Source organism: Actinoplanes regularis, from assembly GCF_900188005.1.
Classification (GTDB): domain Bacteria; phylum Actinomycetota; class Actinomycetes; order Mycobacteriales; family Micromonosporaceae; genus Actinoplanes; species Actinoplanes regularis.
In genome coordinates this window covers 16,215-38,986 of record NZ_FZNR01000003.1, presented here as the reverse complement: position 1 = coordinate 38,986, position 22,772 = coordinate 16,215, and the positions used below count along the sequence as shown (strand labels likewise).

Here is a 22,772-nt window from a genome sequence, read left to right as displayed (position 1 = left end):
AGCCAGGAAGGACGAGCCGACAGATGACCGGATTCGCCGCACGTCTCCGCAAGGCCACCATGTCCGAGCACCGCGACGCCGAGACCCGCGGCTTCATCACCCGGCTGATGGGTGGCACGGTCCCACGGGACGGTTTCGCCGCGCTCACCGCGCAGTATCTGATCATCTATCGGGAGCTGGAGGCCGCGGCCGCCGTCATGCGTGACAACCCGGTCGCCGCGGACTTCGCCGACCCGGTCCTGTCCCGGGTCGCCGCCCTGGAGTCCGACCTGGCCCACCTGTACGGCCCGGACTGGGCGGCGCGGGTCGAGCCGGTCGCGGCCACCGAGCGTTACGCGGCCCGCGTCCGCGAGTTCTGCCGCACCTCGCCGGCGCACTTCGTGGCCCACCACTACGTGCGGTACCTGGGTGACCTCTCCGGCGGTCAGTTGGTCGGCCGCAAGGTCGCCGCGACGTACCGACTGGACCTGCCGGGTACTGCCTTCTACCGGTTCGACCAGATCAACGACCCGAAGGCGTACAAGACCGTCTATCGCGCCCGGCTCGACGCCCTGGACCTGCCGCCGGCCGACCTCGACACCCTGGTCGACGAGTCCCAGCGGGCCTTCACGCTGAACTCGGCGGTATTCCAGGATCTCGGTACCGCGTACCCGGAAGATCTGGTCCCCGTGGCCTGAGCGCCGCACTGCGAAAGGGACCGTGCGGGGTCCAGCTCTGGGTTCCCCCTTCCCAAAGCTGGACGTCTACCGCCCGACGAGGCCGTTCCCGGGAACCTAGGCGGACGTGGCTGTCGCGGAGGGCGAGGCCGTGGGCGGCGGACCGCTGGGCCGCGGGCCACCCGGGCCGCCGGGCGGCATTCCGCCACCGGGCTCCTCCACCGCGGTCGGATCGACGGTGATGGTGAGCAGTGCGACGTACCCGACCCGGGGATCGCCGACGATGGTGGCCATCTCGCGGGCCGCGAGGTCGTCGCCGAAGACCATGTCGGTGGCGAGGGTGATGCGCTCCATGTTCGTGACACTCTGCTCGTAGCCGGGCGCCTCGGCGTAGATCCGGTCGGCGACCGTCTCGGGGAACGCGATCTGCGACGTCTTGCGGATCGGGCCGGCACCGCCGGTGGCGTCCGCCAGCGACGAGTACACCTCGAAGTGGATGTGCGGCCAGCGGCCGGTGTAGCAGGCCGGGAAGATGCTGGTGAAGGTCACCCGGCCGAATCGGTCGGTGACCTGGATGCCGCGCAGGTAGTTCTCCTCGGTGGCACCGGCGGAGTAGAGCGAGTACCGGCCCTCCCGGTCGCAGTGCCAGACGTAGACCGCGGCGTCGACCAGCGGCTTGCACTCGAGATCCCGGACGACCAGGCTGAAGACCAGCGGCACGCCCTTGGCCTGCGTGGTCGAGCCGCCGAAGGAGCTCCGGATGTCCTGCCGGACGACGCCTGCGACGGTGCGCACGTCGATGCCGTTGGAGCCGTCGGCGGGGAACGGGCCGGCCGTCTCCGATTCGACCTCCTCGGCACAGCTGATCGTCGCGGCCTCGGCACCGCTTCCGAACAGCGCGGCGCCACCGGCGAGCGCGACCGCGCCGGTGCCGCCGAGCACCGTGAGCATCCGCCGGCGGGACATGGTGCCGAGGTCGAACGCGAGGCCCTTGTCGTGTACCTCGCGGACGTAGGCCTCGTTGTCGGGATCCGGTCTCGATGTCATGGGCACTTTCCTCCTGTTCGACCTTTGTGAGGCGAAGCAGGCAGCAGAACATCGAAGGCTATGAATAAGCTGTGTTTGATCTCCAGATCGGCATACCGAATCGGTCATAACGCGTGAGCTAGGCCGCACCAGCGAGAATCTGGTCGGCGGCGCGACCGGGGCCGTCGGACGCGGCGTAGGCCGCGCGGATGTCCTGCGCCGCGCGCCGATAGGCGGAATCGGACAACAGGTTGCGAGCGAGCGCCGCCAGGCGCGCCGTCCCGGCCTGCCGGGGCGGCAGCCATCGAGCCGCGCCGCGACGCTCCAGCAGGGTCACGTTGAGGTCCTGCTCGAGCTGCAGCGGAATTCCCAGCAACGGCACTCCCGCCGCCATCGCGGTCTGCACGCTGCCCTGCCCACCGGCGGTGACCGCGAGATCGACCCGCGGCATCACGAGATGGCTGGGCAGCACGCCACCGACCAGCACCCGGTCGTCGTTCAGATCGCCCAGGTCGTGGACGGTCCCGGCGACCAGGATCCGGGCGGCCAGCGGGCGCAGCGCCGTGACCACCGCGCGGACCAGGGACGGCGGGCTGGAGGTGATCGCCACGTAGATGATCGGCCCGGGGCCGCTCAGGAACGTCTCGACCTCGTCCGGGATCGGGATCGGGAGGTGGGCGAAGAGCGGCCCGGTCACCGCGAGCCGGGTCTCCGGTCGGTAGCCACGGCCGGGCCGCCAGGACTCGATCTCCAGCCGCGGGATCCCGAGCACCGACGGATCCTCGGTGACCAGGGTGAGATCGCCGAGGATCAGCGCGGCGAGGCTCGGGATCCGGGGAAGGCCCAGCTCGCCGGCGATCCGGTTGAACCCGCCGCAGTAGAACCTGACCCGGCTCGGCAACCGGTTCGACAGCCAGGCGGACCGGAGCCCGAGGAACGGTTTCGACGGCGCCGGGACCAGGCCACGCTCGAAGATCGGCGGCACGAAGCTCGCCGAGTGCTCGCTGACCAGGCGGACTCCGGCCAGCCGGGTGGAGAGGGTGGTGGTCAGCGTGAATCCGGTGACCGCCGTGGTGATCCGGTGGCGGGCGAAATACTCCGCCTCGGCGAGAACGTAGGTGCGCAGTTCGTCGTCGCTGTACGCGCTCTGCCAGACCGGGCCGCTGCTCGGCTGCTCACGGAGGAACCGCGCGCACCGGGCCTCGTCCATCCGGGGCCCGGTCAGGTCGTACTCGATGCCGGCCGCACGCAGCGCCGACTCGTAGGTGCCCCCGTGGGTGGCGACGCGCGGGGTGACCCCGCGATCCCGCAGCGCCCGGTAGATCTCGATCATCCGGGAGGTCTGGGAGAGGAACGCGCAGTGCGGCAGCAGACAGATGCGAACCATCTATGTAATATATTGCCGATGTCTCAGCCTGAACAGACCCTCTTCGATCTGGGCCCCGGCTCTGACCTGACCCCGGCAGTCCGCGCCTTCCGGCTCGCCCTGGTCCTGGGCCGGCGCATGCAGTACCTGATGGACGACCGGCTCCGCGCCGACGGCCTCACCACCCAGCAGGCCGCCCTGCTCACCGCGGTGCGCGCGCTCGGCACGCCGGCGCTCACCGAGGCCGCCGCCGCGCTCGGCACCACCCACCAGAACGCGGCACAGCTGGTCGCCGCACTGGAGCGCAAGGGCATGCTGCGAGTCGAGCCCGACCCGGCGGACAAGCGCCGACGGCGGCTGGTGCCGACCGAGTCCGGCGCGCGTTACTGGTCGGAGCGCGACTCGGGTGACGAGGCCGCGGTCGCCGAGTGGTTCGCCGCGCTCACCCCGGACGAGCTGGACCGGTGGTGCACCCTGACCGGGAAGATCCTCACTCCGCCGGGTAGGCCCGGGTCTCACTCGCCTTGACCGCGGCCCACAGCTCCCGCCCGGGCACCAGGTCGAGGTACGCCGCGGCGGCCGGCGTGATGTCCGCCGCCACCACGATCGGCCCGTCCAGCCGAACCCGCAGGTTGTCGCCGTGCCGCTGAATGTCGGTGAGGGTCGCCGGCCAGGTGTTCCGCGGACTGCCGTCCGGCCGCGACGGATGCAGCGCGACGGCCGCGGGCGGGAAGGCCACGAACGCGTCACCGTGCACGACGTCGGTCGCGGTCAATTCGAAACCCGACTCCAGGCGTACGGCGTGACCCTCGCCCCGCCCGCGATAGAGGTTGAGCCCGACGAGTTGGGCCACGTAGTCCGTACGCGGCCGAGCCGTGATCGTCGCCGCGTCACCCTCCTGGACCACCCGGCCATCCTCGACGATCACCAGCCGGTCGGCCAGCACCAGCGCGTCCAGCGGATCGTGCGTGACCAGCAGCGTCGCGCCCGGATGCGCGGCCAGATGCCGGCGCAGCTCGGCCCGGGTCTCCAACCGGGTCCGCGCGTCCAGCGCGGCCAGCGGCTCGTCCAGCAGCAACAGCACCGGGTCGACGGCGAGCGCCCGGGCCAGCGCCACCCGCTGCGCCTGCCCGCCGGAGAGGTTCCGTGGCTTGCGGCGACCGTGATCGGTCAGCCCGACCCGCTCCAGCCAACGGTCCGCGGTCGCGTGGGCGGTCCGCCGGTCGACACCGTGCCGCCGAGGGCCGAACGCCACGTTGTCCCGCGCGCTGAGGTGCGGGAAGAGCAGGTAGTCCTGGAACACCACGCCGACCGGGCGCTGCTCGGGCGGGGTCGCCGAAAGGTCCCGCCCGTCGAGGGTCAGGAAGCCCCCGGAGAGCGGGGTGAGCCCGGCCAGCGCGCGCAGGGCGGTGGTCTTGCCGGCACCGTTCGGCCCGAGCAGGGCGACCGTCTCGCCCCGGCCGATCGTCAGCTCGAGGTCGAGGCGGAATCCGCCGCGTTCCACGATCAGGTGCGCGTCCATCAGGGTCATGGTGCCGTCAGCCACCGATCGCGGAGGGCGGCCAGGATCGTCACCGAGACGACCAGCAGGATCAGGCTGAGCACCACGGCACCGTCCAGGTCACCGCTCTCCATGGTCTGGTAGACCGCGAGCGGCATGGTCTGGGTGATCCCCGGATAGTTCCCGGCGAAGGTGATCGTCGCCCCGAACTCGCCCAGCGCCCGGGCCCAGCAGAGCACCCCGCCCGCCGCGATCCCGGGCGCCACCAGCGGCAACGTCACGTGGGTGAACGTGGTCCAGCGGGTCGCTCCGAGGGTGGCGGCGGCCTCCTCGTAACGGGTGTCGGCGCCGCGCAGCGCGCCCTCCACCGAGATGACCAGGAACGGCAGCGCCACGAACATCTCGGCGACCACCACCCCGGCCGTGGTGAACGGCAGGCTCACCCCGAACGTCGAGTCGAGCCAGCCGCCGAGCAGGCCGCGCCGGCCCAGAGCGAGCAGCAGGGCGATGCCGCCGACCACCGGCGGCAGCACCAGCGGCACGGTGATCAGCGCCCGGACCAGGCGCCGGCCCGGGAAGGTCACCCGGGCCAGCAGCCAGGCCAGCGGGACACCGAGGAGCAGGCAGAACCCGGTGGCGAGACTCGCGGTGACCAGCGAGAGCCGGAGCGCCTCGACCACCTCCGGCTCGGTGAGCCGTTGCGGCAGGGTGGACCACGGGGTGCGCCACAGCAACCCCACCAGCGGCAGGACCAGGAAGATCAGGCCGCAGATCGCGGGCACCAGCAGCGCCCCCGGGATCCGCCCACGTGTCACGGTGCCTGGAACCCCGCCTCGGTCAGCACAGCCTTGCCGTCCGCCGACAGTACATAGTCGATGAACGCCTGGCCGCCGGCCGCGTTCGCGGCGTTCTTCAGCACGACGATCGGGTATTCGTTGATCGCCTTGTCCGACTCCGGGAACTCGATCGCCTCGACGTCGGCCGAGGAGACCTTGGCGTCGGTGCGGTAGACCAGCGCCGCGTCCACCTCGCCGAGCTTGACCTTGGCGAGCGCCGCCTTCACGTCCTGCTCCAGCGTGACCGGGGTGAGCTTGACGCCGGCGGCGTCGAGCGCGGTCTTGGCGGCCGCGCCGCAGGGCACCGCCTCGGCGCAGAGCGCCACCTTGGTCCCGGCCCTGGTCAGGTCGGCGAGGCCGGCGATCTTCTTCGGGTTGCCCTTGGCGACCGCGATGACCAGCTGGTTCTTGACGAATGTGGTGGGCGGCCCGGCCGCGTTGCCGGCGTCGGTGACGGTCGCCATGTTCTTCGGCGCGGCCGAGGCGAACACGTCGGCCGGAGCGCCCTGGTTGATCTGGGTCGCCAGCGCCGAGCTGCCGGCGAAGTTGAGCTTCACCGTGGTGCCCTGGTGCGCCGCCTCGAACCGCTTGCCGAGCGTGGTGAACGACTCGGTCAGCGACGCCGCCGCGAAGACGTTGACGGTGCCGGTGACCGCCGACCCGGAATTCGCGCCGGCGGCCGGCGTGCCGGCCTCCTTGTCCCCGCACCCGGCCAGGCCGAAGGCGAGCACGGCCGTCAGCCCCGCGGCCGCGAGTTTGAGCTTCAACTGGTCCTCCCCAGAGTGGATCGCTCCACCACGACGGTGGTCGACTTGATGACAGCCACCGCCACCGAGCCGACCCGCAGGTCGAGCTCGTCGACGGCCTCACGGCTCATCAGCGACACCACCCGGAACGGACCGGCCTGGATGTCGACCTGAGCCATGACGGTGTCCTTGACCACGGCGGTCACGATCCCGCGCAGCCGGTTGCGGGCCGACGAGGAGTCCGAGCGCTCGTCCGGCTCGGCGGCCTGGGCGCGAACGAATCCGGCCAGGTCCACCCCGTCGATCACCCGGTGACCGTGCTCGTCGCGAGACGCGGTCAGCCGCCCGGCATCGACCCAGCGGCGCACCGTGTCCGGGCTGACCCCGAGCAACTCGGCCGCCTCGCCGATCTGGAACACCGTCATGCCACTCACCCTAGTCGCTCGTAGTTGCCAGCCAAGATGTCATTTCTCACGGGCATAATCAGTCTGTCGGACGAGGTTCCGCCAGCACTTGCGATCCTGCTGTTCAGTCCCAGTAGCTCGGGTGGTCGGTGAACTGCCGGTGCATGGCGTCGGCATACGGATTGATCTCCCGCTCCAGCCGTGCGGCCATCGCCTGGTCGACCACCACGCGGGCCGACTCGGCCGGGCGCGCGGCGAGCCACTGGTACCGCCGGCCGGCCGACGGGTGGCCGCTCAGCAGCGACGCGTCGGTCCGGTTGGAGAGCTGCCGGTAGGCCGCCCGGTTCGGCTCCTCCCGCTCCCGGACCGAGGCGAGCAGCCGGCGCCACATCGCTCCGGCCTCGCCCCTGCGCACGTGCGGCGAGATGTGCCCGACGAGCATCTCGTGCATCGCCAGCACATCCATCGTGGACAGAGCCGCCTCGGAGCCCGCGGCCCGGACGGACATCAGATCGGCCCGGAGCTCGACCTGCCGCTGGTCGCCCGCCGCGAGCACGGCGAGCCCGGTGTGCAGGGTCGCGAACAGCAGCGACAGCAGCCCACCGACGTACTGCAGGAGCAGGTAGAAGGCGCCGAACACGCCGCTGTTGAGCACCACGATCACCGAGATCTTCGGCCGGACCAAGCGCGAGAGACGCCCGAACAGAGTTCGCGCCGGCTGGATGAGCAGCGCCCGGTTGCCGTCCTCGTACTTGAGGTGGCCCAACTCGTGGCCGATCAGCGCGACCAGTTCCTGCGGGCGCAGCGCCAGCATCAGCGGCACGCCCAGGGTGAGCACCCGGGTTCGGCGCAGCCCGACCACCGCGGCGCTCGCGTTCGCGTCGAAATCCAGATGGATCCGGTCCGGTACGGGCGCACCGGTCTCGGCGGCGACCTGACCGACCAGGCGGTGCAGCTCCGGCACGTCCTCGGCGGTCACCACGTACGTGCTCTCGTCCTGCAGCTGCTTCACCCGGCCCAACCGCGGCCGGAGCAGCACCGCGAAGCCGATCAGGAGCAGGCCGAACAGCCACGGCAACAGCGAGCCGCCGTGGATCAGCACCCAGATCCCGGCCCCGGCGAGCGCCAGGTCGGCCAGCACGATCACCACGGAGAGGAGGGCCAGGAGGAGATAGGGGACGCGGGATCCCCGTTTGTCGGGATCGGCCGTCGCCAGTCGGCGGTGTGCCCGGAACCCGGCCCGCTGATCGAGGCGGACGATCGCGCGCCAGAACCAGCTCACGCCCTCCAGCCTCGGAAACACGTCCAGGTTCCACTCGCACGTACCGCACCAGGGGTCGGCTTCGGGCAGCACGCTCAGCGCCGCGTAACACTTCGGGCAGGACTGCTGGATGGTCATCGACACGATCGATGATCATGAGGTCCTGATCATTCGCGGTCAATCGCCTTCGCTTCGATGGTTTCCAGGACCTCGGCGGCACGGATCGCGTCGGACAGGACCGGACCGTGCGGGGCGCCCTCGGCGATCGAGCGCAGGAAGAGCGCCGCCTCGATCACCTTCAGGTCGTCGTAGCTCATCGCGATGCCCGGACCGGGCTGGAACGCCGTGTACTCGCCGTCGCCGGGACCCGCGAAGATCGGGCGGCCGTCCACGAGCAGCTCGCTCATCCGGCGGAAGTCCCAGCTCAGCACGCCGTTCGTACCGTGAATGGCGAAGCCGTAGTTGTTCTGCTCACCCGCCGCGACCCGGCTCGCCTCGACCACCACCCGGGCCGCGCCGACCCGGAGCAGCGCCGCGAACCAGTCCTCGTTCTCCACCTCGCGCAGCGGGCCGGTGCCGCGCTCGTGGCCGGTGGTCGCGCCGCTCGGCACCGGCCGGCGCGGGATGAAGGTCGCGGTGTCCGCGGCCACCACCTTGTCGATCTCACCGAGTAGGTGCCGGACCAGGTCGACGGCGTGCGCTCCGAGGTCGCCGAGCACCCCGCTGCCACCGTAACGGCGGAGGAAGCGCCAGGTCAGGGCACTCTCGGGCGCGGCGGCGTAGTCGCTGAGGAACTGGAACCGGGCGTGCGTGACCGCGCCGATCCCACCGGACCGCAGCAGCGCGCGGGCCTTCTGCACGGCCGGCGCGTGCCGGTAGTTGAAACCGACCGTCACGTGCCCGTCGCCCCGGATCGCGCGGGCGTCGGCGGCGCTCAACCCGACCGGCTTCTCGATCCAGAGGTGCCGGCCGGTCGCGGCGAACGCCGCGCCCATCTCCCGGTGCAGGAAGTTCGGGGCGGTGATGCTCACCGCGCCGATCCGTGGATCATCCAGCAACGCGCGCCAGTCGGTGGTCGCGGTGGCGAAACCCAGCCGGGCGGCGGCGTCCGCGGCCCGGCCCGGCACGTCGTCAGCCACGGCCACCAGCGCCGGTACGGGCAGCGCCGGGTAGTGCTGCCGCACCCGCAGGTACGCCTGGGTGTGCACCCGGCCCATCCAGCCGAGTCCGACGATCGCGACACCGATCGGATCCATCGCTTCGCATGGTAAACGGCGCACTGGGTATGTGGTGACCTACATCACGGCAATCTGGAGGTGTGTGCCGATGCCGGACAGTCTTGGAGTGCCGGCCCCCGCCACCGGCCCGGGAACCATCCGGAGCCTGATCCCCGCGCGTATCGACCGGCTGACCTGGTCGCCGTTCCACACCAAGATGATCCTGGCGCTCGGCACCGCGTGGGTGCTCGACGGCCTGGAGATCACCATCGCCAGCGCCATCGGCCCGGTGCTGACCGAGCGGGAGACCCTGGCGATGACCTCGGCCGAGGTCGGCGCGATCGCCACGGTCTACCTGCTCGGCGAGGTGTTCGGCGCGTTGTTCTTCGGGCGCCTCTCCGACCGGCTGGGGCGTAGGAACCTCTTCGTCATCACCCTCGGCGTCTACCTCGCCGGTAACGCGCTCACCGCGTTGACCTGGGGAAACGGCGTCGCAGCGATCATCTTCCTGTACCTGACGAGGTTCATCGCCGGTGCCGGCATCGGGGGCGAGTACGCCGCCATCAACTCCGCGATCGACGAGATGATGCCGGCGAGGTATCGCGGCCGGGTCGACATCGGGGTCAACGGGACCTACTGGGCCGGCGCGATTCTCGGCACCCTCGGCACCTTCGTCCTGCTCAACCACATGGAGCTGAACCTCGCCTGGCGACTCGGCTTCCTGATCGGCCCGATCATCGGTGCCTGCATCTGGTCCCTGCGCCGGCACCTGCCGGAGAGCCCGCGCTGGCTGATCATGCACGGCCGGGAGGCTGAGGCGGAGGAGAGCATCCAGCGGATCGAACGGGCGGTGGAGTCCTCCGGGCAGACGCTCGCGGCGGTCGACGAGTCCAGGGCGATCGAGATCCGGCCCGCTCCGGCGCACGGGTACCTGTCGCTGATCAAGGTGCTGTTCCGGCAGCTGCCACAGCGGTCGATCCTGGGCGCCACCCTGATGATCACGCAGTCGTTCCTGTACAACGCGATCTTCTTCACCTACACGCTGGTGCTGACCAACTTCTACGGGGTGGACAAGAAGAACGCGCCGCTCTACCTGATCGCGTTCGCGGCCGGGAACCTGATCGGGCCGCTCACCATCGGCCACCTCTTCGACATCCTCGGACGCCGCAAGATGATCGCGGGGACCTACCTGACCTCGGCGGTGCTGCTGGCGATCAGCGCAGTCCTGTTCAACGCCGGAATCCTGAACGCGATCACCCAGACCGTCGCCTGGTGCGTGATCTTCTTCTTCGCGTCGGCGGGGGCCAGTTCGGCCTACCTGACGGTGAGCGAGATCTTCCCACTGGAGATCCGGGCCCAGGCCATCGCGGTGTTCTTCGCGATCGCGCAGTGCTTCGGCGCGATCGGGCCGGTCTTCTACGGCTGGCTGATCGGCGAGGGCCACGACCCCGGCCGGCTCTTCATCGGCTACCTGATCGGCGCGGCCGTGATGGCGATCGGCGGCATCGTGGAGATCTTCCTGGGCGTCGACGCCGAGGGCAAGGCCCTGGAGGACGTGGCCACGCCGCTGTCGGTGGTGACCACCCGGGCGTGAGCGACCGGGTGGTCGGTTCCCTCTCCGGCGAGGATCAGCGAGGGTTGGCGGCCACGAACTTGGCGATGTAGTCGTCGAGCCGGTTCTCCGGCTGCCAGCCCAGGCCGGCCGCCTTGGTGAGGTCGGCCTTGCCGCGCACCCGCTCGCCGGGTAGGGCCGGGATCATCTCGACTGCGGCGCCGAACATCTTGGCGACCTCGACCAGCGGCCACTCGCGGCCGGTGCCGAGCAGGTAACCGTCGCCCTCGCCACCGCGGGCGACCATGATCAGGCCACGGACGATGTCGTCGATGTGGGTGAAGTCGCGGGTCTGGGTGCCCGGGGCGACCACGGTCAGCGGCTGGCCGGCGAGGTACTGCCGCTCGAAGATGCCGATCACCGTGGCGTACTTGCCGTTGGTGATCTGTCCCTGTCCGTACACGTTGTAGAAGTATGCGATGGCGAAGTCCAGGCCGAACCAGTTCGAGTAGTTCTTGATGTACTCGATGTTCTTCGCCTTGGTCCAGGCGTACGGGTTGAGGTTCTCGTCGTCCCCGTCGTTGCCGAACTTCGAGCTGGAGCCGGCGTAGATCAGCTTGGCACCCGCAGCCGCGGCGAACTTCACCACTTCCTTGGTGCCCAGGACGTTGAAGTCCCAGGTCAGGTCGTGATCCTCGAAGGACTGCACGATCCGCGAGTACTCCCCCAGGTGGAACACGAGCGCGGGAGCCGGCAGGCCGCGATCGGCCCAGATCTTGGCGATGTCCCCGGTCGAACCCTCCAGGTACGTCACCCGGGGGTCGTGGACGTGGTTCTCCGGCGTGCCGGTGAAGTAGTTGTCCAGGGAGACCACCGCGGCGTCCGGGAACTCGGTCAGCAAGGACTTGATCAGGGCGGCACCGACGAATCCGGCACCACCGGTGACCAGCAGAGTTTGACTCAACGTAGTTCCCAACCTCTTCAGCCGCGGCGAATGCGCGGACAAGGCTACCAAGCACCACGGCCGCACCCGAACGGGTCGGGTGCGGCCGCGAGCCCTCACCTCAGACTTCGAAGACGATGGTCACCAGGAAGAAGGCGCCGGAGGCGGCACGACCGCGGGACGGTCGTCGCAGGTGATGACGTTCGGGACGTACGGACCGAGCCAGCCCCCGTCGTTCCCGCCGAAATCACCGAGGGTGAACTCAGACCCGCTCGGCGTGAAGTGGAACGAGCCACAGTTGTTCACTCCGACCGCCCCGACGTTGCGCGCGTCGACGTTCTCGAAGGTGGCGCCGCCGGCCGCCCGCGCGCTGACCACGCTGGTGCCGGTGCCGTCCACCCGGACGTCCTTGAAGTGCACCCCGTTGATCGAGTACTGATCCTTCACCGGCCAGTCCGAGACCAGCATGATCGCGTTGTAGGTGCTGTCCAGGAAGTGGTCCCCGGTCACCCGGAAGTCCGCGTCGATGCTCTTGTCGAGCGCGTAGAACCAGATCGCCCCGAGACCGATGTTCCAGTTCAGCTCGTACGTCCCGGCCCGCACCGTGGTGTTGTCCGTGATCCACAGGTGCCCGGCGAACGGCTCGGCCCCGAACCGCGAACCGGCGTGGATCCCGCTGCCCTCCCGGATCGGATCGGCGATCAGGTTCCGGGACACCGTGTTGTCCGTACCGCCGTAGATCGCGATCCCGTTCGCCAGGGTCGGCGTCTGGATCGTGTTGCGGTCGAAGGTGTTGCCACGGTTCGTGGTCTTCTCCGCCCACATCGCCAGCCCGTCGTCCCCGGTGTTGCGGATGAAGTTGTTCCGCGCCAGGGACCCGGTGACGCCGGTGTGGAAGTTCAGCCCGTCGGCGATCTGGTCGACGATGACGTTGCCGGTGATGCTGGTGTTCGACATCGGACCGTCGAACCAGAGGCCGACCTTGGTGTGCCGCAGATGCAGGCCGGAGATCGTCGAGTCGCTCATCGCGCCGCCGATCGCGTTCACCTGGTCGGTGTCGATGCGCTCCCGGACGTCGCCCTCGATCGCGAAGTCGGCCAGGTGCACGTTGCGGCTGCCACCCGCTTTTCCGTAGAAGCCCACCCCGGTGTGCACCGAGCCGTCCGGATCCGGCGTGTCCAGCGCCACCTCGTGGCCCTTGACCTTGGTGTACCAGTTGCCGGCGCCGGTGATCGTCACGTCGTCGACGACGATGTGCCGGTTCACCTGGAACGTGCCCGGCGGCAGGTAGACCGCGCGATGGACCTTCTTCGCGTACGCGATGGCCCGCTCGAACGCCGGCGCGGCGTCCCGCCGCCCGGTCGGGTCGGCGCCGAAGAGCAGCACGTTCACCGCGCCGAGGTCGATCTTCGGCGCCCCGGCCAGCTCCGAGTCGAGCAGGTCGATCGTGGTGGTCACCTGGCGCGCGGTGAGCCGGATCTTCTCACCGGCCCGGTAGGTCCGGCCCAGCAGCAGCCGCTGCTCGTCGTAGAAGTGCATGGGCCGGAACGGCTTGGCGATCTCCGGAACCGGCGTGGTGGCGGCCGGCACACACCCGCACTCGGTGATCCACCAGTCCGGGTGCAGCAGCCCGGCCCGCGGGTCGTTGGTGAACGGGTACTGGTTGTAGAGCCAGGAGTACTGCGAGGTCAGGGTCATCGTGCGGGTGCCGCCCGGGGTGCCGACGGAGAGCGGCGCGGTGATCCCGCCGCCGTCCGGGGCGTCCGGGATGCTGTATCGCACGGTGATCGCGTTGGTGGCCCGGGGCAAGGTGAACTCGACGTACTCCCCCGGGTCCAGCTGGACGGCGGAGCGACCGGAGGCCTCGGCGGCGAGCGTGTAAGCGGTCCGGCCGGGGCTGAGCACGACGCCGGTGGTGACGGCGTGCTCAGCCTCCTGCTCGGCGAACGCGACGGTGGCGCCGCGCCCGGCGACCAGAGCCGGATCGAGAGCGGCACGGGTGGCCGCGGGGCTGGTGGACGGATGGGCTGCGGCAGCGTCGGCCGGGCCGATCGCCACGCCGAGGGTGACCAGCGGCGTGGCCAGGAGAGCGGCCCAGCGGGGCGGAGCGAACATGCCGCCGACCATAGAAGTCCTGTGATCTGCTCCACAAGGGTCAGTCTCGTTTTGCCGAGAACTTGCCATAATCTTTCACCCTGGACCGTCTTTCTTGCTCGCTTCTTGCAGAATCAGAGCTTGAAGCGCTCGACGATCCGTCGCAGGTCGACCGACATCCCGGCCAGGTGCGTGGCCGCCCGATCCGCCTCCGTCACCCCGACCGTGGTGAGCTGTACCGACTCGGCCACCCCGGTGATCGTCTCGGCGACCAGAGAGCCGGCCTCGGCCGCCTCGGTGACGTTGCGGCTCATCTCCTGGGTGGTCACGGTCTGCTCCTCCACCGCCGACGCGATGGTGGTCTGGAAGTCGTTGATCCGCCCGATGATCTCGCTGATCTCCGCGATCGCGGCGACCGCGCCGGCGGTGTCGGTTTGGATCGCGGCGACCCGCTGACCGATGTCCTCGGTGGCCCGGGCGGTCTCCTGGGACAGCTCCTTGACCTCGCTGGCCACCACCGCGAAGCCCTTGCCCATCTCACCGGCGCGGGCCGCCTCGATGGTCGCGTTCAGCGCGAGCAGGTTCGTCTGCTCGGCGATCGCGGTGATCGTCTTGATCACGTCGCCGATCTCCGCCGACGACTCGCCCAGCTTGGCCATCACCGTGCTGGTGTTCGCGGTCACCTCGACCGCCCGGTTCGCCACCTGCACGGCCTGCGTGGCGCTCTGGCTGATCTCCCGGATCGACGCGCCCATCTCCTCCGAGCCGGCCGCCACGGTCTGGATGTTCAGCGACATGGTCGCCGCCGAGTCGGCCACCGTCGCGGCCTGCTGGGCGCCCTCCTCGGCGCTGCCGGAGCTCTTCCGGCTGGTCTCGGCGAGCGAACCCGCCTCGTTCGCCAGCGACTCCGAGTAGTCGGTCAGCTCGGTGACGGTCTGCCGCAGCGAAGTGGTCGCCGCCCGCAGCGAACCGGCCATTTGGCCGAGCTCGTCGCGCTGGTTCACCTGGGCGTCGCCGGAGAGGTCGCCCTTGGCGATCAGGCTTAGCACCTCGCTCACCTTGCGCAGCGGCACGTTGATCAACCGGGCCACGATCAGCGCGCAGGCCACACCCAGCAGCAGGGCCACGCCCAGCGTCACGAGCACCAGCGTGCGGGTGCGATCCGCGGAGTTGCCGAAGTCCTTCCCGGCGATCATGTCCTGGCCGGCGTCGTTGGTCTCGGTGGAGAGCAACGCCTCGTACGCCTTGCGCAGGTCCCGGTTGGCGCCCAGGGCCACCTCGATCGCATCCTGCGGCTTGCTCGGATAGAGAGCGAATTCCGAGCCCAGGGCCTTGAACCAGGTGTCGGTGGCGGCCTGGATCGCGTCCACGGCCGCGACGTCCCCGGTGTCGCCGAGCTTGCGCGCCGCGGCAAGCGAGTCGTTGACCTTCGCCTGCCGGGCGAGCGCCTCGTCACGGAACTTGGTGTCGCCCTTGAGCAGGTAGCCCCGCTCGTCGTTGGCGGCACTCTTGAGCTCGATCGCGGCGCCGTTCAGGTTCTGGACATACGGCACCATACGGCCGATCTCGGAGTTGCGGGTCTGCTCCAACTCGTTGATGCCGGTCGCGCTGAGGACGCCGATCACCGCAGTCCCGGCCAGCGTCACCCCAGCGACCGCGAGCACCTTCGTCGAGACCTTCCGGTCCCGAAGCCACTGCACCAGTCCACGATTCCCCGCCATGTCCATCCCCCCTCGATCGGTACGTCCGCTGTTCGGCACCGTTCCGGTGGGACTGACGACCGCAACCGAGAGCTAACCGGCCCTGGTCAAAGCTCACGACATGTGCATCGCGCCGGACCTCTTCAACAGCGCGCGCCGCTCGGCGTCCGAGGTGGCGACCTCCGCGGCCTGGCGGAACAGGCCGGCGGCGGCCGCCGGGTCGCCGGCCCGCTCGGTGAGCTCGGCCCGGGCGGCCAGGGCCGGCGCATATCCGGCGACCGCGTCCTGGACCGCGGCGAGCAGTTCGAGCCCGGCCGCCGGCCCGTACGCGTAGCCGTGCGCGACCGCCCGATTCACCTCGACCACCGGGGACGGGTGGACCCGGGCGAGCTGGTCGTACCAGGCCGCCAGGGTCGGCCAGTCGGTGGAGGCGAAATCCGGCGCGGTCGCGTGGCAGGCCGCGATGTGCGCCTGGATGGCGTACGGCCCGGTCACCGGCGTGCCCGCGAGCAGGCCGACCGCCTCGGCGATCGCCGCGTGGTCCCAGCCGGAACGGTCCTGGTGCTCCAGGGTGACCAGATCGCCGGCCTCGTCCTGCCGGGTCGCCCGCCGCGAGTGTTGCAGCAGGCAGAGCGCGACCAGCGCGTTCACCTCCGGCTCGGGTGGCAGCAGCCGGGCGAGCCGGATCGCCTCCTCGGCGAGCTCCGGCTCGCCGTCGTAACCGCGGGTGAAGAGCAGGTAGAGGACGGCGAGCACGGAGGGCAGCCGCTCGGCGAGCGCCGGGCCGGACGGCACCCGGTACGGGATCCGAGCCTGCGAGATCTTGGCTTTCGCCCTGCTCAGCCGCCGGGTCATCGCCGACTCGCCGACCAGGAAGAGGCGCGCGATCTCCGCGGTGGAGACCCCGATGACGGTACGCAGGGTGAGCGCCACCCGGGACTCCATCGCCAGCGCCGGATGGCAGCAGGTGAAGATCAGCCGGAGCCGGTCGTCCCCCGCGGGCGCCGGCTCCAGGTCCTGGAGCAACGACAGGTCACGCAGCTTCCGGTCGGCCAGCGCGGCGCGCCGGAGCTGGTCGATGGCGCGGTTCCGGGCGGCCGTCATCAGCCAGCCGCCCGGATTCGCCGGTGTGCCGTCGCGCGGCCACCGTTCCAGCGCCGCCTCGACCGCGTCCATCGCGCAGTCCTCGGCGAGCGACCAGTCGCCGGTGAGCCGGATCAGCGTGGCGACGATCCGGCCGTACGCCTCCCGGAAGATCGGCTCATTCACCGTGGAACGGCCGCAGCTCCACCCGGCCGGCCCAGGACATCGGGTGGGCGCGGGCCACCTCGATCGCCTCGTCCAGGTCGGCACACTCCAGGATGTCGAAGCCCACGATCACCTCCTTGGTCTCGGCGAACGGCCCGTCGGTCAGCAGCAGCTCGCCACCGCGCACCCGGACGGTGGTGGCCGCCGACGGCGAGACGAGCTGGTTGCCCAGCACCCGCCGGCCGTTCGCGTCGTTCTCGGCGACCCACTTGTGGATGTCGGGAGCCTCGAGCTCGGTCTCCGGCTCGGTGTCGGTGCAGACGAACATCATGTACTTCATCGATTCCCTCTCCTCGGTCCTACCACCATGACGAACGGGATCGCCGGATCAGGACACCGGAGCGTTGAAAGGTGTGATTACTTGGACCACGGCCGGGTGCGAGCGGATCGGGCCGGGCAGCGCGCCCTGCGCCCGCAGGATCGCCCGGCAGCCGTGCCGCAGGTCAGCGCCGAGATCCTGGTGCAGCACCGCGTTGATCCGCTGCGCGCGGAGCAGGGCCAGGCTGTCGCGATCCAGGCCGTGTGCCACGAACACGTCGTAGTTGCGGTCCTCGGCCGCGAAGGCCGCGACGACCTCGGCGCAGCCCCCGCTCCGGGGCGCGTAGACCGCCCGCACCGTGTGGGTCCAGGCCAGCGTGGGTCGCACCCGATCCGGATCGGTCACGGTGTGCCGACGCCGGGCGGGCCCCAGCACCGAACGGAACCCGGCGATCCGCTCCTGGGTGCCCGCTCCGCCGACCACCAGCACGTCGCCGGCCCGGTCGTGGAGCCACTGCTCGACCAGGTATGCCGCGGTCGCGCCGGCCTCGAAGTCGTCCACGCCGACGTGCGCGATCCGCTTGCCGACCGGCAGGTCCACGTTCAGCGTCACCACCGGGACGTCCAGCCTGCCCACCGCGTCGGCCACCTCGGGCAGCGGCGGGGCCAGCACGATCACCCCGTCCGAGCGGGAGCGGGCGACCTGGTCGAGCGCGCCGACCGGGTCGTCGGTGAGGTGCGGACGGAGCTGGACCGGCAGCTCCGGGTCGAGCCCGGCCGGCATCTCGGCGCCGAACTCACGGGGCAGCACCAGGTCGACGGTGAGGGTGCGGCCGGTCGAGGACTCCCGGTCCAGGTCCGCGATCGCCTGGTGGACCTGGTTGGCGGTGCTCTCCCGGACACCTCCGCGCCGGTGCAGCACTCGGTCCACGGTGGCCGGGCTCAGGCCGGCGCGCGTGGCGATCTCCTGGATCCGGTACGGGTGCTTCACGCCGTACAGGATGATGGGTTTCTGAGGTTGCATGGAAGGTCCTTGATGTTTTCTCATCCCATCACGTGACTATCCGAACCATCGCTAGGCTCCCGTCGTGCGAGTGATCTCCCGCCGGACCGACGCCGGCATCCAGGTGTTCGACGAATCCCTCGAGCCTCTCCGGGTCTTCCCGCTGCCGGAATTCGCCGGGAGCTGGAGCATCTCCTCGGGCCGCGACTCGCTGGTCTACGCCACCTGCGACGAGGTGGTTCGCCTCGGCCCGGACGGCGGCGAGCAATGGCGCTTCGAGTTCGACCCGCCCGGCCCCGGCGGGGAGACGAACATGTCGGATGCCACCTTCTCCGCGGACGACTCGCTGGTCTGGGTCTACGCACCGAGCCTCCTGTCGGGCCGGGCCGAGACCGACGAGTGGATCGTTCTCGACGCGGCCACCGGAGAGCCACGCAGCCGCCTCCCGATCGCGACCGCCGGCCAGGGCGGTCAGCAGTTCCCGCTCGGTGACGGCCGGATGATGCTGGACGTCGGCGAAGGCCAGGACGGCTCGCGGATCTTCCTCGCCTCGCCCGGCGATAACGTGCACGACTACGGGTGGGACGACCGTGTCCTGATCGATGTCGCCCCTGGTCGCCGGCAGTTCATGACAGTCGACCACCAGGGACAGGAGGACATGATTCTGCACGCCTTCCCCGGCGGTGAGACGCTCTTTCGGCTCGCGGTCGCGGACTTCGGCGAAGACCCTGAGATCGGGGTGGTCGAGTGGACCGGCGGTTACCTGGACGACGAGACCGCGGTCGTGGTGGTCTACGGCGAGGAGGAGGACACCGGGGGACCCTGGTGGCGGCACTACCGGGTCGACACCCGATCCGGCAAGGTCCTCGGTGACCTGGGCATCGTCACGATCGACGAGACAGACCTCGAGCCGCTGGGTGACAGGACGTACCTCATCACCGATACCGACGGAACTCTCCGGCGCATGTGATCAAGCGACGAACACGATAAAGTAGGCACGCCGATCCGAGAGGCGCTGCAACGGACAACCCTGTCCGCCACGCTCGGTGCGGTTTGTTGACGTAAGGGCGCCTCCTGAGAGGGAGGAGCCCTCTTTCCATGAGCGACAAACTTCGATCCGTCAACGGTCTCGACTTCGCGATCGCCGACATCAACCTGGCCGAGGCCGGCCGCCACCAGCTCCGCCTCGCCGAGTACGAGATGCCGGGCCTGATGTCCCTGCGCGCCGAGTTCGGCGACTCCAAGCCGCTGACCGGCGCTCGGATCGCCGGTTCGCTGCACATGACCGTGCAGACCGCGGTCCTGATCGAGACGCTGGTCGCGCTCGGTGCCGAGGTGCGCTGGGTCTCCTGCAACATCTTCTCCACCCAGGACGAGGCGGCCGCCGCGACCGTCGTCGGCCGCGAGGGCACCGTCGACGCCCCCTCCGGCGTCCCGGTCTTCGCCTGGAAGGGCGAGTCCCTGGAGGAGTACTGGTGGGCCACCACCCAGCTGTTCGACTTCGGCAACGGCCTGGGTCCGAACATGATCCTGGACGACGGCGGTGACGCCACCCTGCTCGTGCACAAGGGCGTCGAGTTCGAGGCGGCCGGCGCGGTGCCGGCGACCACCGAGAACGACAACCACGAGTACTCGATCATCCTGGAGACCCTGCGCGCCAGCCTCGCGTCGGACCCGCAGCGGTTCACCAAGATCGCGTCGGAGATCCGCGGCGTGACCGAGGAGACCACGACCGGTGTGGCCCGGCTCTACAAGCTGGCCAAGGAGGGCACGCTGCTCTTCCCCGCGATCAACGTCAACGACGCGGTCACCAAGAGCAAGTTCGACAACAAGTACGGCATCCGCCACTCGCTGGTCGACGGCCTGAACCGGGCGACCGACGTCATGCTCGGTGGCAAGACCGCCGTGGTCTGCGGCTACGGCGACGTCGGCAAGGGCGCGGCGGAGACGCTGCGCGGCCAGGGCGCCCGCGTCGTGGTGACCGAGGTCGACCCGATCTGCGCGCTGCAGGCGGCGATGGACGGTCTCCAGGTCGTGACCCTGGAGGACGTGGTCGGACAGGCCGACATCTTCATCACCACCACCGGCGGCACCGACATCATCACCGTCGAGCACCTGTCGGCGATGAAGCACAACGCGATCGTCGGCAACGTCGGTCACTTCGACGACGAGATCGACATGGCCGGGCTGAACAAGGTCTCGGGCATCGAGAAGATCGAGATCAAGCCGCAGGTGCACGAGTGGCGCTTCCCGGACGGCCACTCGGTGATCGTGCTCTCCGAGGGCCGGCTGATGAACCTGGGCAACGCCACCGGCCACCCCAGCTTCGTCATGTCCGCCTCGTTCACCAACCAGGTGATGGCCCAGATCGAGCTCTGGACCAAGCCGGGTGAGTACGACAAGCAGGTCTTCGTCCTGCCGAAGCACCTGGACGAGAAGGTCGCGCGGCTTCACCTCGACGCGCTGGGGGTCAAGCTGACCACCCTCAGCAAGAAGCAGGCGGAGTACTTGGGCGTCGACATCGAGGGCCCGTACAAGCCGGAGCACTACCGCTACTGAGGTACAACGTCCCAATTATCCCCCTATGTCGGTTTCGTAACGGTTAGGCTGCAGACTCCGACATAGGGGGTATTGGTTATGGGATCGCGCCATCTCGCAGTAGTTCTCGCGGTCGTCGCGGCGACAGTCGCACCCGCAAGCATGTCCGTGGCCGCCGAGCAGACGGCCCCGGTAACCCAGCGGCTGGACCCGGACGTCTCGTTCCTGGTCACCGCTCACCAGGCGAATCTCGCCCAGATCGCGCTCGGTCAGATCGCCGCGAAGCGCGGCACCTCCCCGACCGTCCGCAGCCTGGGTGCCCGCTTCGCGGCGGACAGCACCAAGCACGACATCGGCGTCCAGAGTGTCGCGAAGGCCCTGCGTGTGCCGCTCGAGTCGACGCCGAACGCCACCGTCCGGCAGAGCATCCTCGCGTACCAGTCGGCCAGCACGGCCGCTTTCGACACGCTCTTCCTGACCAGCCAGACGGCGCTGCACGCGCAGGCCGACCGGCTCGTTCGCACCGAACTGGCCGACGGTGACGAGGCCCTGGTGCGGAAGATCGCCGCGGCCAGTCTGCCGGTGATCAAGCAGCACACCGCGCAGCTGGCGCTGGCCAGTCGTCGCTGATTTGTCGCCGTTCCTCCCGATCACGTCATCGACCTGCCACAACGACGTGATCGGGAGTAGCGAAGAATAGGCAGATGAGCCACGAGGAGACCCTTCTTTTCGGTCTGGGCGCCATCGCGGTCATCGTGACGGTGCACTGGATCACCGGGAAGACCGGCCTGCCCGCCGCTGTCCTGCTGACCATCTTCGGAATCGCCTACGCCTACCTGCCCGGTCCGAACCTCGAGTTGGAACCGGACCTGATTCTCACGTTCATCCTTCCGCCGCTGCTCTACAACGCGGCACTGGACTCATCGCTGCTCGACATCCGGCGCAACATGCGTACGGTGATCAGCCTTTCGGTGGCCCTGGTGATAGCCACCGCGCTCCTGGTCGGCCTCGGTTTCTCGCTGCTGGTCAGCGGGGTCACCCTGGCCGCGGGCGTCGCCCTGGGCGCGGCCGTCGCGCCGCCCGATCCGGTCGCCGCGCTCGCGGTCGGCCGCAAGGCCGGCCTGCCGACCAAGCTGATCACCCTGATCCAGGGTGAGGGCCTGCTCAACGACGCGACGGCGCTGACCATCCTGCTGGTCGCCAGTGACGTCGCCACTGGCAAGACCCACTTCTCCTACAAGGCCGCGGTCGGCGAGTTCGTGATCGCCGCGGCCGGCGGTGTGCTGGTCGGCATCGGCGTCGCCTACCTCGTGCGGTTCCTCCGGGTGCTGCGCGCCGACCCGCTGACCGCCAACGCGCTCTCCCTGGCCACCCCGCTCGCCGCCTACCTGGCCGCCGAGCACATCCATGTCTCCGGCGTGCTGGCGGTGGTGGTGGCCGGGCTGGTCATCGGGCACGACACGCCGCGCTACGCGACCGGCGCCAGCCGCCTGCAGACCGCCGCCGTCTGGCGGCTGATCGACTTCCTGCTGGAGGGCGTCGTCTTCCTGCTCATCGGCCAGCACATGAGGTCCGTACTGCACGAGCTGAGGAATTACGACACCAGCACGATAGTGATCGCGTTGTGCGTCACGCTCGGGGTCGTCCTGCTGCTCCGCCCGCTCTGGCTGATGCTCACCCAGTTGCTGCCCCGTTCGCTGCACACCCGGCTGGGTGGTGAGGACGACGACGAGTCGGAGACCCCGGAGGGCAAGCAGCGGGAGAAACCGCTCGGCGGCCGGGAGACCGTGGCGCTGAGCTGGGCGGGCACCCGCGGCGTCATCACCCTCGCCGCCGTCTACAGCCTCCCGACGACCTTCCCCAACCGCGACCTGCTGGCGTTCTGCGCGTTCTCCGTGGTGCTGGTGACCCTGATCGGCCAGGGCCTGACCTTCGCCCCGCTGGTCCGGTGGCTCGGTCTGCGCGCGAACAACGCCGACAAGGCCCGGCTGCGCAACGAGGCCCGATCGGCCGCGGTCCGCGCCGCGCTGAACCGGCTCGACGACATCCAGAGCGAGCACCACGACCACATCGAGGACGAGGCCATGGAGACCATGCGCAAGCAGCTCCAGGTCCGCCTCGACCGTTACCGGCACCGGCTCGACGTGCTGGAACAGGCCGACTCGCCGGAGGCGCCACCGTCGGCGCAGTACGAGGCGGCGCTGACGGTCCGGCAGGCGGTGATCGACGCCGAGCGTGAGGAGCTGCTGCGCTGGCGGGACGCCGGTCGCTTGGACGACGAGAACCTGCGGATCCTCAACCGCGAGCTGGACCACGAGGAGCTCGTCCTACCCCGGCGCAACAAGAGCCATTGACGCCACGTC

At 69.9% G+C, this 22,772-nt stretch carries 21 protein-coding genes and 1 riboswitch; of the genes, 7 read left to right on the top strand and 14 right to left on the bottom strand.

The annotated features are described in order from the left end of the window. Positions 1 to 23 precede the first annotated feature (23 nt). Complete coding sequence (locus CHC09_RS09700) at positions 24 to 677, top strand: biliverdin-producing heme oxygenase (RefSeq protein ID WP_089292706.1); 654 nt, start codon at positions 24 to 26, stop codon at positions 675 to 677. Between the two features lie 96 nt (positions 678 to 773). Here the strand turns inward: CHC09_RS09700 and CHC09_RS09695 are convergent, their stop codons facing one another. Then, positions 774 to 1,703: a dioxygenase family protein gene (locus CHC09_RS09695; protein ID WP_089292705.1), complete on the bottom strand. Its 930-nt coding sequence runs from the start codon at positions 1,701 to 1,703 to the stop codon at positions 774 to 776. A 118-nt stretch (positions 1,704 to 1,821) separates the two neighbouring features. After that, positions 1,822 to 3,069: a glycosyltransferase gene (locus CHC09_RS45020; protein WP_143232266.1), complete on the bottom strand. Its 1,248-nt coding sequence runs from the start codon at positions 3,067 to 3,069 to the stop codon at positions 1,822 to 1,824. 18 nt (positions 3,070 to 3,087) lie between these two features. On the opposite strand from CHC09_RS45020, the gene CHC09_RS46180 reads away from it, so the two are divergent. Further along, positions 3,088 to 3,576: a MarR family winged helix-turn-helix transcriptional regulator gene (locus tag CHC09_RS46180; protein ID WP_179277012.1), complete on the top strand. Its 489-nt coding sequence runs from the start codon at positions 3,088 to 3,090 to the stop codon at positions 3,574 to 3,576. Here the strand turns inward: CHC09_RS46180 and CHC09_RS09685 are convergent. The 6 genes from CHC09_RS09685 to CHC09_RS09660 form a co-directional block, all read right to left on the bottom strand. After that, positions 3,539 to 4,579 (bottom strand): ABC transporter ATP-binding protein, encoded by a 1,041-nt coding sequence (locus CHC09_RS09685; RefSeq protein ID WP_089293169.1) that lies wholly within the window; start codon positions 4,577 to 4,579, stop codon positions 3,539 to 3,541. The genes CHC09_RS46180 and CHC09_RS09685 overlap by 38 nt on opposite strands. Continuing rightward, positions 4,576 to 5,364 (bottom strand): ABC transporter permease, encoded by a 789-nt coding sequence (locus CHC09_RS09680; RefSeq protein WP_089292704.1) that lies wholly within the window; start codon positions 5,362 to 5,364, stop codon positions 4,576 to 4,578. The genes CHC09_RS09685 and CHC09_RS09680 overlap by 4 nt, the downstream gene beginning before the upstream one ends. Further along, the gene (gene modA / locus CHC09_RS09675) at positions 5,361 to 6,152 is read right to left on the bottom strand and encodes a molybdate ABC transporter substrate-binding protein (protein ID WP_089292703.1); all 792 of its coding nucleotides are present in this window, start codon (positions 6,150 to 6,152) and stop codon (positions 5,361 to 5,363) included. Before modA ends, CHC09_RS09680 begins: the two co-directional genes overlap by 4 nt. Further along, entirely contained in the window at positions 6,149 to 6,556 is a 408-nt protein-coding gene (locus CHC09_RS09670; protein ID WP_089292702.1) for a TOBE domain-containing protein, read from the bottom strand. The genes modA and CHC09_RS09670 overlap by 4 nt, the downstream gene beginning before the upstream one ends. 103 nt (positions 6,557 to 6,659) lie before the next feature. Beyond that, entirely contained in the window at positions 6,660 to 7,934 is a 1,275-nt protein-coding gene (locus tag CHC09_RS09665) for a M48 family metalloprotease (protein ID WP_089292701.1), read from the bottom strand. A 29-nt stretch (positions 7,935 to 7,963) separates the two neighbouring features. Continuing rightward, positions 7,964 to 9,052: a Gfo/Idh/MocA family protein gene (locus CHC09_RS09660; RefSeq protein ID WP_089292700.1), complete on the bottom strand. Its 1,089-nt coding sequence runs from the start codon at positions 9,050 to 9,052 to the stop codon at positions 7,964 to 7,966. 70 nt (positions 9,053 to 9,122) lie between these two features. Between CHC09_RS09660 and CHC09_RS09655 the strand changes: the two genes are divergently transcribed. After that, complete coding sequence (locus CHC09_RS09655; protein WP_089292699.1) at positions 9,123 to 10,607, top strand: MFS transporter; 1,485 nt, start codon at positions 9,123 to 9,125, stop codon at positions 10,605 to 10,607. 34 nt (positions 10,608 to 10,641) lie between these two features. On the opposite strand, the gene CHC09_RS09650 is transcribed toward CHC09_RS09655, so the two are convergent. The 6 genes from CHC09_RS09650 to CHC09_RS09625 form a co-directional block, all read right to left on the bottom strand. Continuing rightward, positions 10,642 to 11,529, bottom strand: coding sequence for an NAD-dependent epimerase/dehydratase family protein (locus CHC09_RS09650; RefSeq protein WP_089292698.1), 888 nt, complete (start codon positions 11,527 to 11,529; stop codon positions 10,642 to 10,644). A 120-nt stretch (positions 11,530 to 11,649) separates the two neighbouring features. Then, positions 11,650 to 13,623, bottom strand: a complete 1,974-nt coding sequence (locus tag CHC09_RS09645) for a glycosyl hydrolase family 28-related protein (RefSeq protein ID WP_239138327.1) — start codon at positions 13,621 to 13,623, stop codon at positions 11,650 to 11,652. Between the two features lie 113 nt (positions 13,624 to 13,736). Next, complete coding sequence (locus tag CHC09_RS09640; protein ID WP_179277011.1) at positions 13,737 to 15,302, bottom strand: methyl-accepting chemotaxis protein; 1,566 nt, start codon at positions 15,300 to 15,302, stop codon at positions 13,737 to 13,739. Between the two features lie 114 nt (positions 15,303 to 15,416). After that, a complete protein-coding gene (locus CHC09_RS09635) occupies positions 15,417 to 16,571 on the bottom strand; it encodes an RNA polymerase sigma factor (RefSeq protein WP_089292695.1) in 1,155 nt (384 codons plus the stop codon). Further along, on the bottom strand, positions 16,564 to 16,890 hold the full coding sequence (locus CHC09_RS09630; protein WP_089292694.1) for a YciI family protein: 327 nt from the start codon (positions 16,888 to 16,890) through the stop codon (positions 16,564 to 16,566). Before CHC09_RS09630 ends, CHC09_RS09635 begins: the two co-directional genes overlap by 8 nt. A gap of 48 nt (positions 16,891 to 16,938) precedes the next feature. Further along, positions 16,939 to 17,892: a substrate-binding domain-containing protein gene (locus tag CHC09_RS09625; RefSeq protein ID WP_239138326.1), complete on the bottom strand. Its 954-nt coding sequence runs from the start codon at positions 17,890 to 17,892 to the stop codon at positions 16,939 to 16,941. Between the two features lie 64 nt (positions 17,893 to 17,956). On the opposite strand from CHC09_RS09625, the gene CHC09_RS09620 reads away from it, so the two are divergent. From CHC09_RS09620 to CHC09_RS09605, 4 genes are all read left to right on the top strand, one after another. Next, entirely contained in the window at positions 17,957 to 18,841 is an 885-nt protein-coding gene (locus CHC09_RS09620) for a hypothetical protein (protein WP_143232264.1), read from the top strand. A gap of 31 nt (positions 18,842 to 18,872) precedes the next feature. Then, a riboswitch (S-adenosyl-L-homocysteine riboswitch) is annotated at positions 18,873 to 18,951 on the top strand. 18 nt (positions 18,952 to 18,969) lie between these two features. Continuing rightward, on the top strand, positions 18,970 to 20,430 hold the full coding sequence (gene ahcY, locus CHC09_RS09615; RefSeq protein WP_089292692.1) for an adenosylhomocysteinase: 1,461 nt from the start codon (positions 18,970 to 18,972) through the stop codon (positions 20,428 to 20,430). A 78-nt stretch (positions 20,431 to 20,508) separates the two neighbouring features. Continuing rightward, positions 20,509 to 21,039, top strand: a complete 531-nt coding sequence (locus CHC09_RS09610; protein ID WP_089292691.1) for a DUF4142 domain-containing protein — start codon at positions 20,509 to 20,511, stop codon at positions 21,037 to 21,039. Positions 21,040 to 21,113: 74 nt separating this feature from the next. Beyond that, on the top strand, positions 21,114 to 22,763 hold the full coding sequence (locus CHC09_RS09605; RefSeq protein ID WP_089292690.1) for a Na+/H+ antiporter: 1,650 nt from the start codon (positions 21,114 to 21,116) through the stop codon (positions 22,761 to 22,763). The last annotated feature ends 9 nt before the right edge of the window (positions 22,764 to 22,772 follow it).

Coding starts and splice junctions, on each gene's coding strand:
- CHC09_RS09645 (WP_239138327.1), bottom strand. CDS start 13,623: ATGTTCGCTCCGCCCCGCTGGGCCGCTCTCCTGGCCACGCCGCTGGTC.
- CHC09_RS09695 (WP_089292705.1), bottom strand. CDS start 1,703: ATGACATCGAGACCGGATCCCGACAACGAGGCCTACGTCCGCGAGGTA.
- CHC09_RS09655 (WP_089292699.1), top strand. CDS start 9,123: ATGCCGGACAGTCTTGGAGTGCCGGCCCCCGCCACCGGCCCGGGAACC.
- CHC09_RS09610 (WP_089292691.1), top strand. CDS start 20,509: ATGGGATCGCGCCATCTCGCAGTAGTTCTCGCGGTCGTCGCGGCGACA.
- ahcY (WP_089292692.1), top strand. CDS start 18,970: ATGAGCGACAAACTTCGATCCGTCAACGGTCTCGACTTCGCGATCGCC.
- CHC09_RS09685 (WP_089293169.1), bottom strand. CDS start 4,579: ATGACCCTGATGGACGCGCACCTGATCGTGGAACGCGGCGGATTCCGC.
- CHC09_RS46180 (WP_179277012.1), top strand. CDS start 3,088: ATGTCTCAGCCTGAACAGACCCTCTTCGATCTGGGCCCCGGCTCTGAC.
- CHC09_RS09670 (WP_089292702.1), bottom strand. CDS start 6,556: ATGACGGTGTTCCAGATCGGCGAGGCGGCCGAGTTGCTCGGGGTCAGC.
- CHC09_RS45020 (WP_143232266.1), bottom strand. CDS start 3,069: ATGGTTCGCATCTGTCTGCTGCCGCACTGCGCGTTCCTCTCCCAGACC.
- CHC09_RS09605 (WP_089292690.1), top strand. CDS start 21,114: ATGAGCCACGAGGAGACCCTTCTTTTCGGTCTGGGCGCCATCGCGGTC.
- CHC09_RS09630 (WP_089292694.1), bottom strand. CDS start 16,890: ATGAAGTACATGATGTTCGTCTGCACCGACACCGAGCCGGAGACCGAG.
- CHC09_RS09700 (WP_089292706.1), top strand. CDS start 24: ATGACCGGATTCGCCGCACGTCTCCGCAAGGCCACCATGTCCGAGCAC.
- CHC09_RS09665 (WP_089292701.1), bottom strand. CDS start 7,934: ATGACCATCCAGCAGTCCTGCCCGAAGTGTTACGCGGCGCTGAGCGTG.
- CHC09_RS09660 (WP_089292700.1), bottom strand. CDS start 9,052: ATGGATCCGATCGGTGTCGCGATCGTCGGACTCGGCTGGATGGGCCGG.
- CHC09_RS09625 (WP_239138326.1), bottom strand. CDS start 17,892: ATGCAACCTCAGAAACCCATCATCCTGTACGGCGTGAAGCACCCGTAC.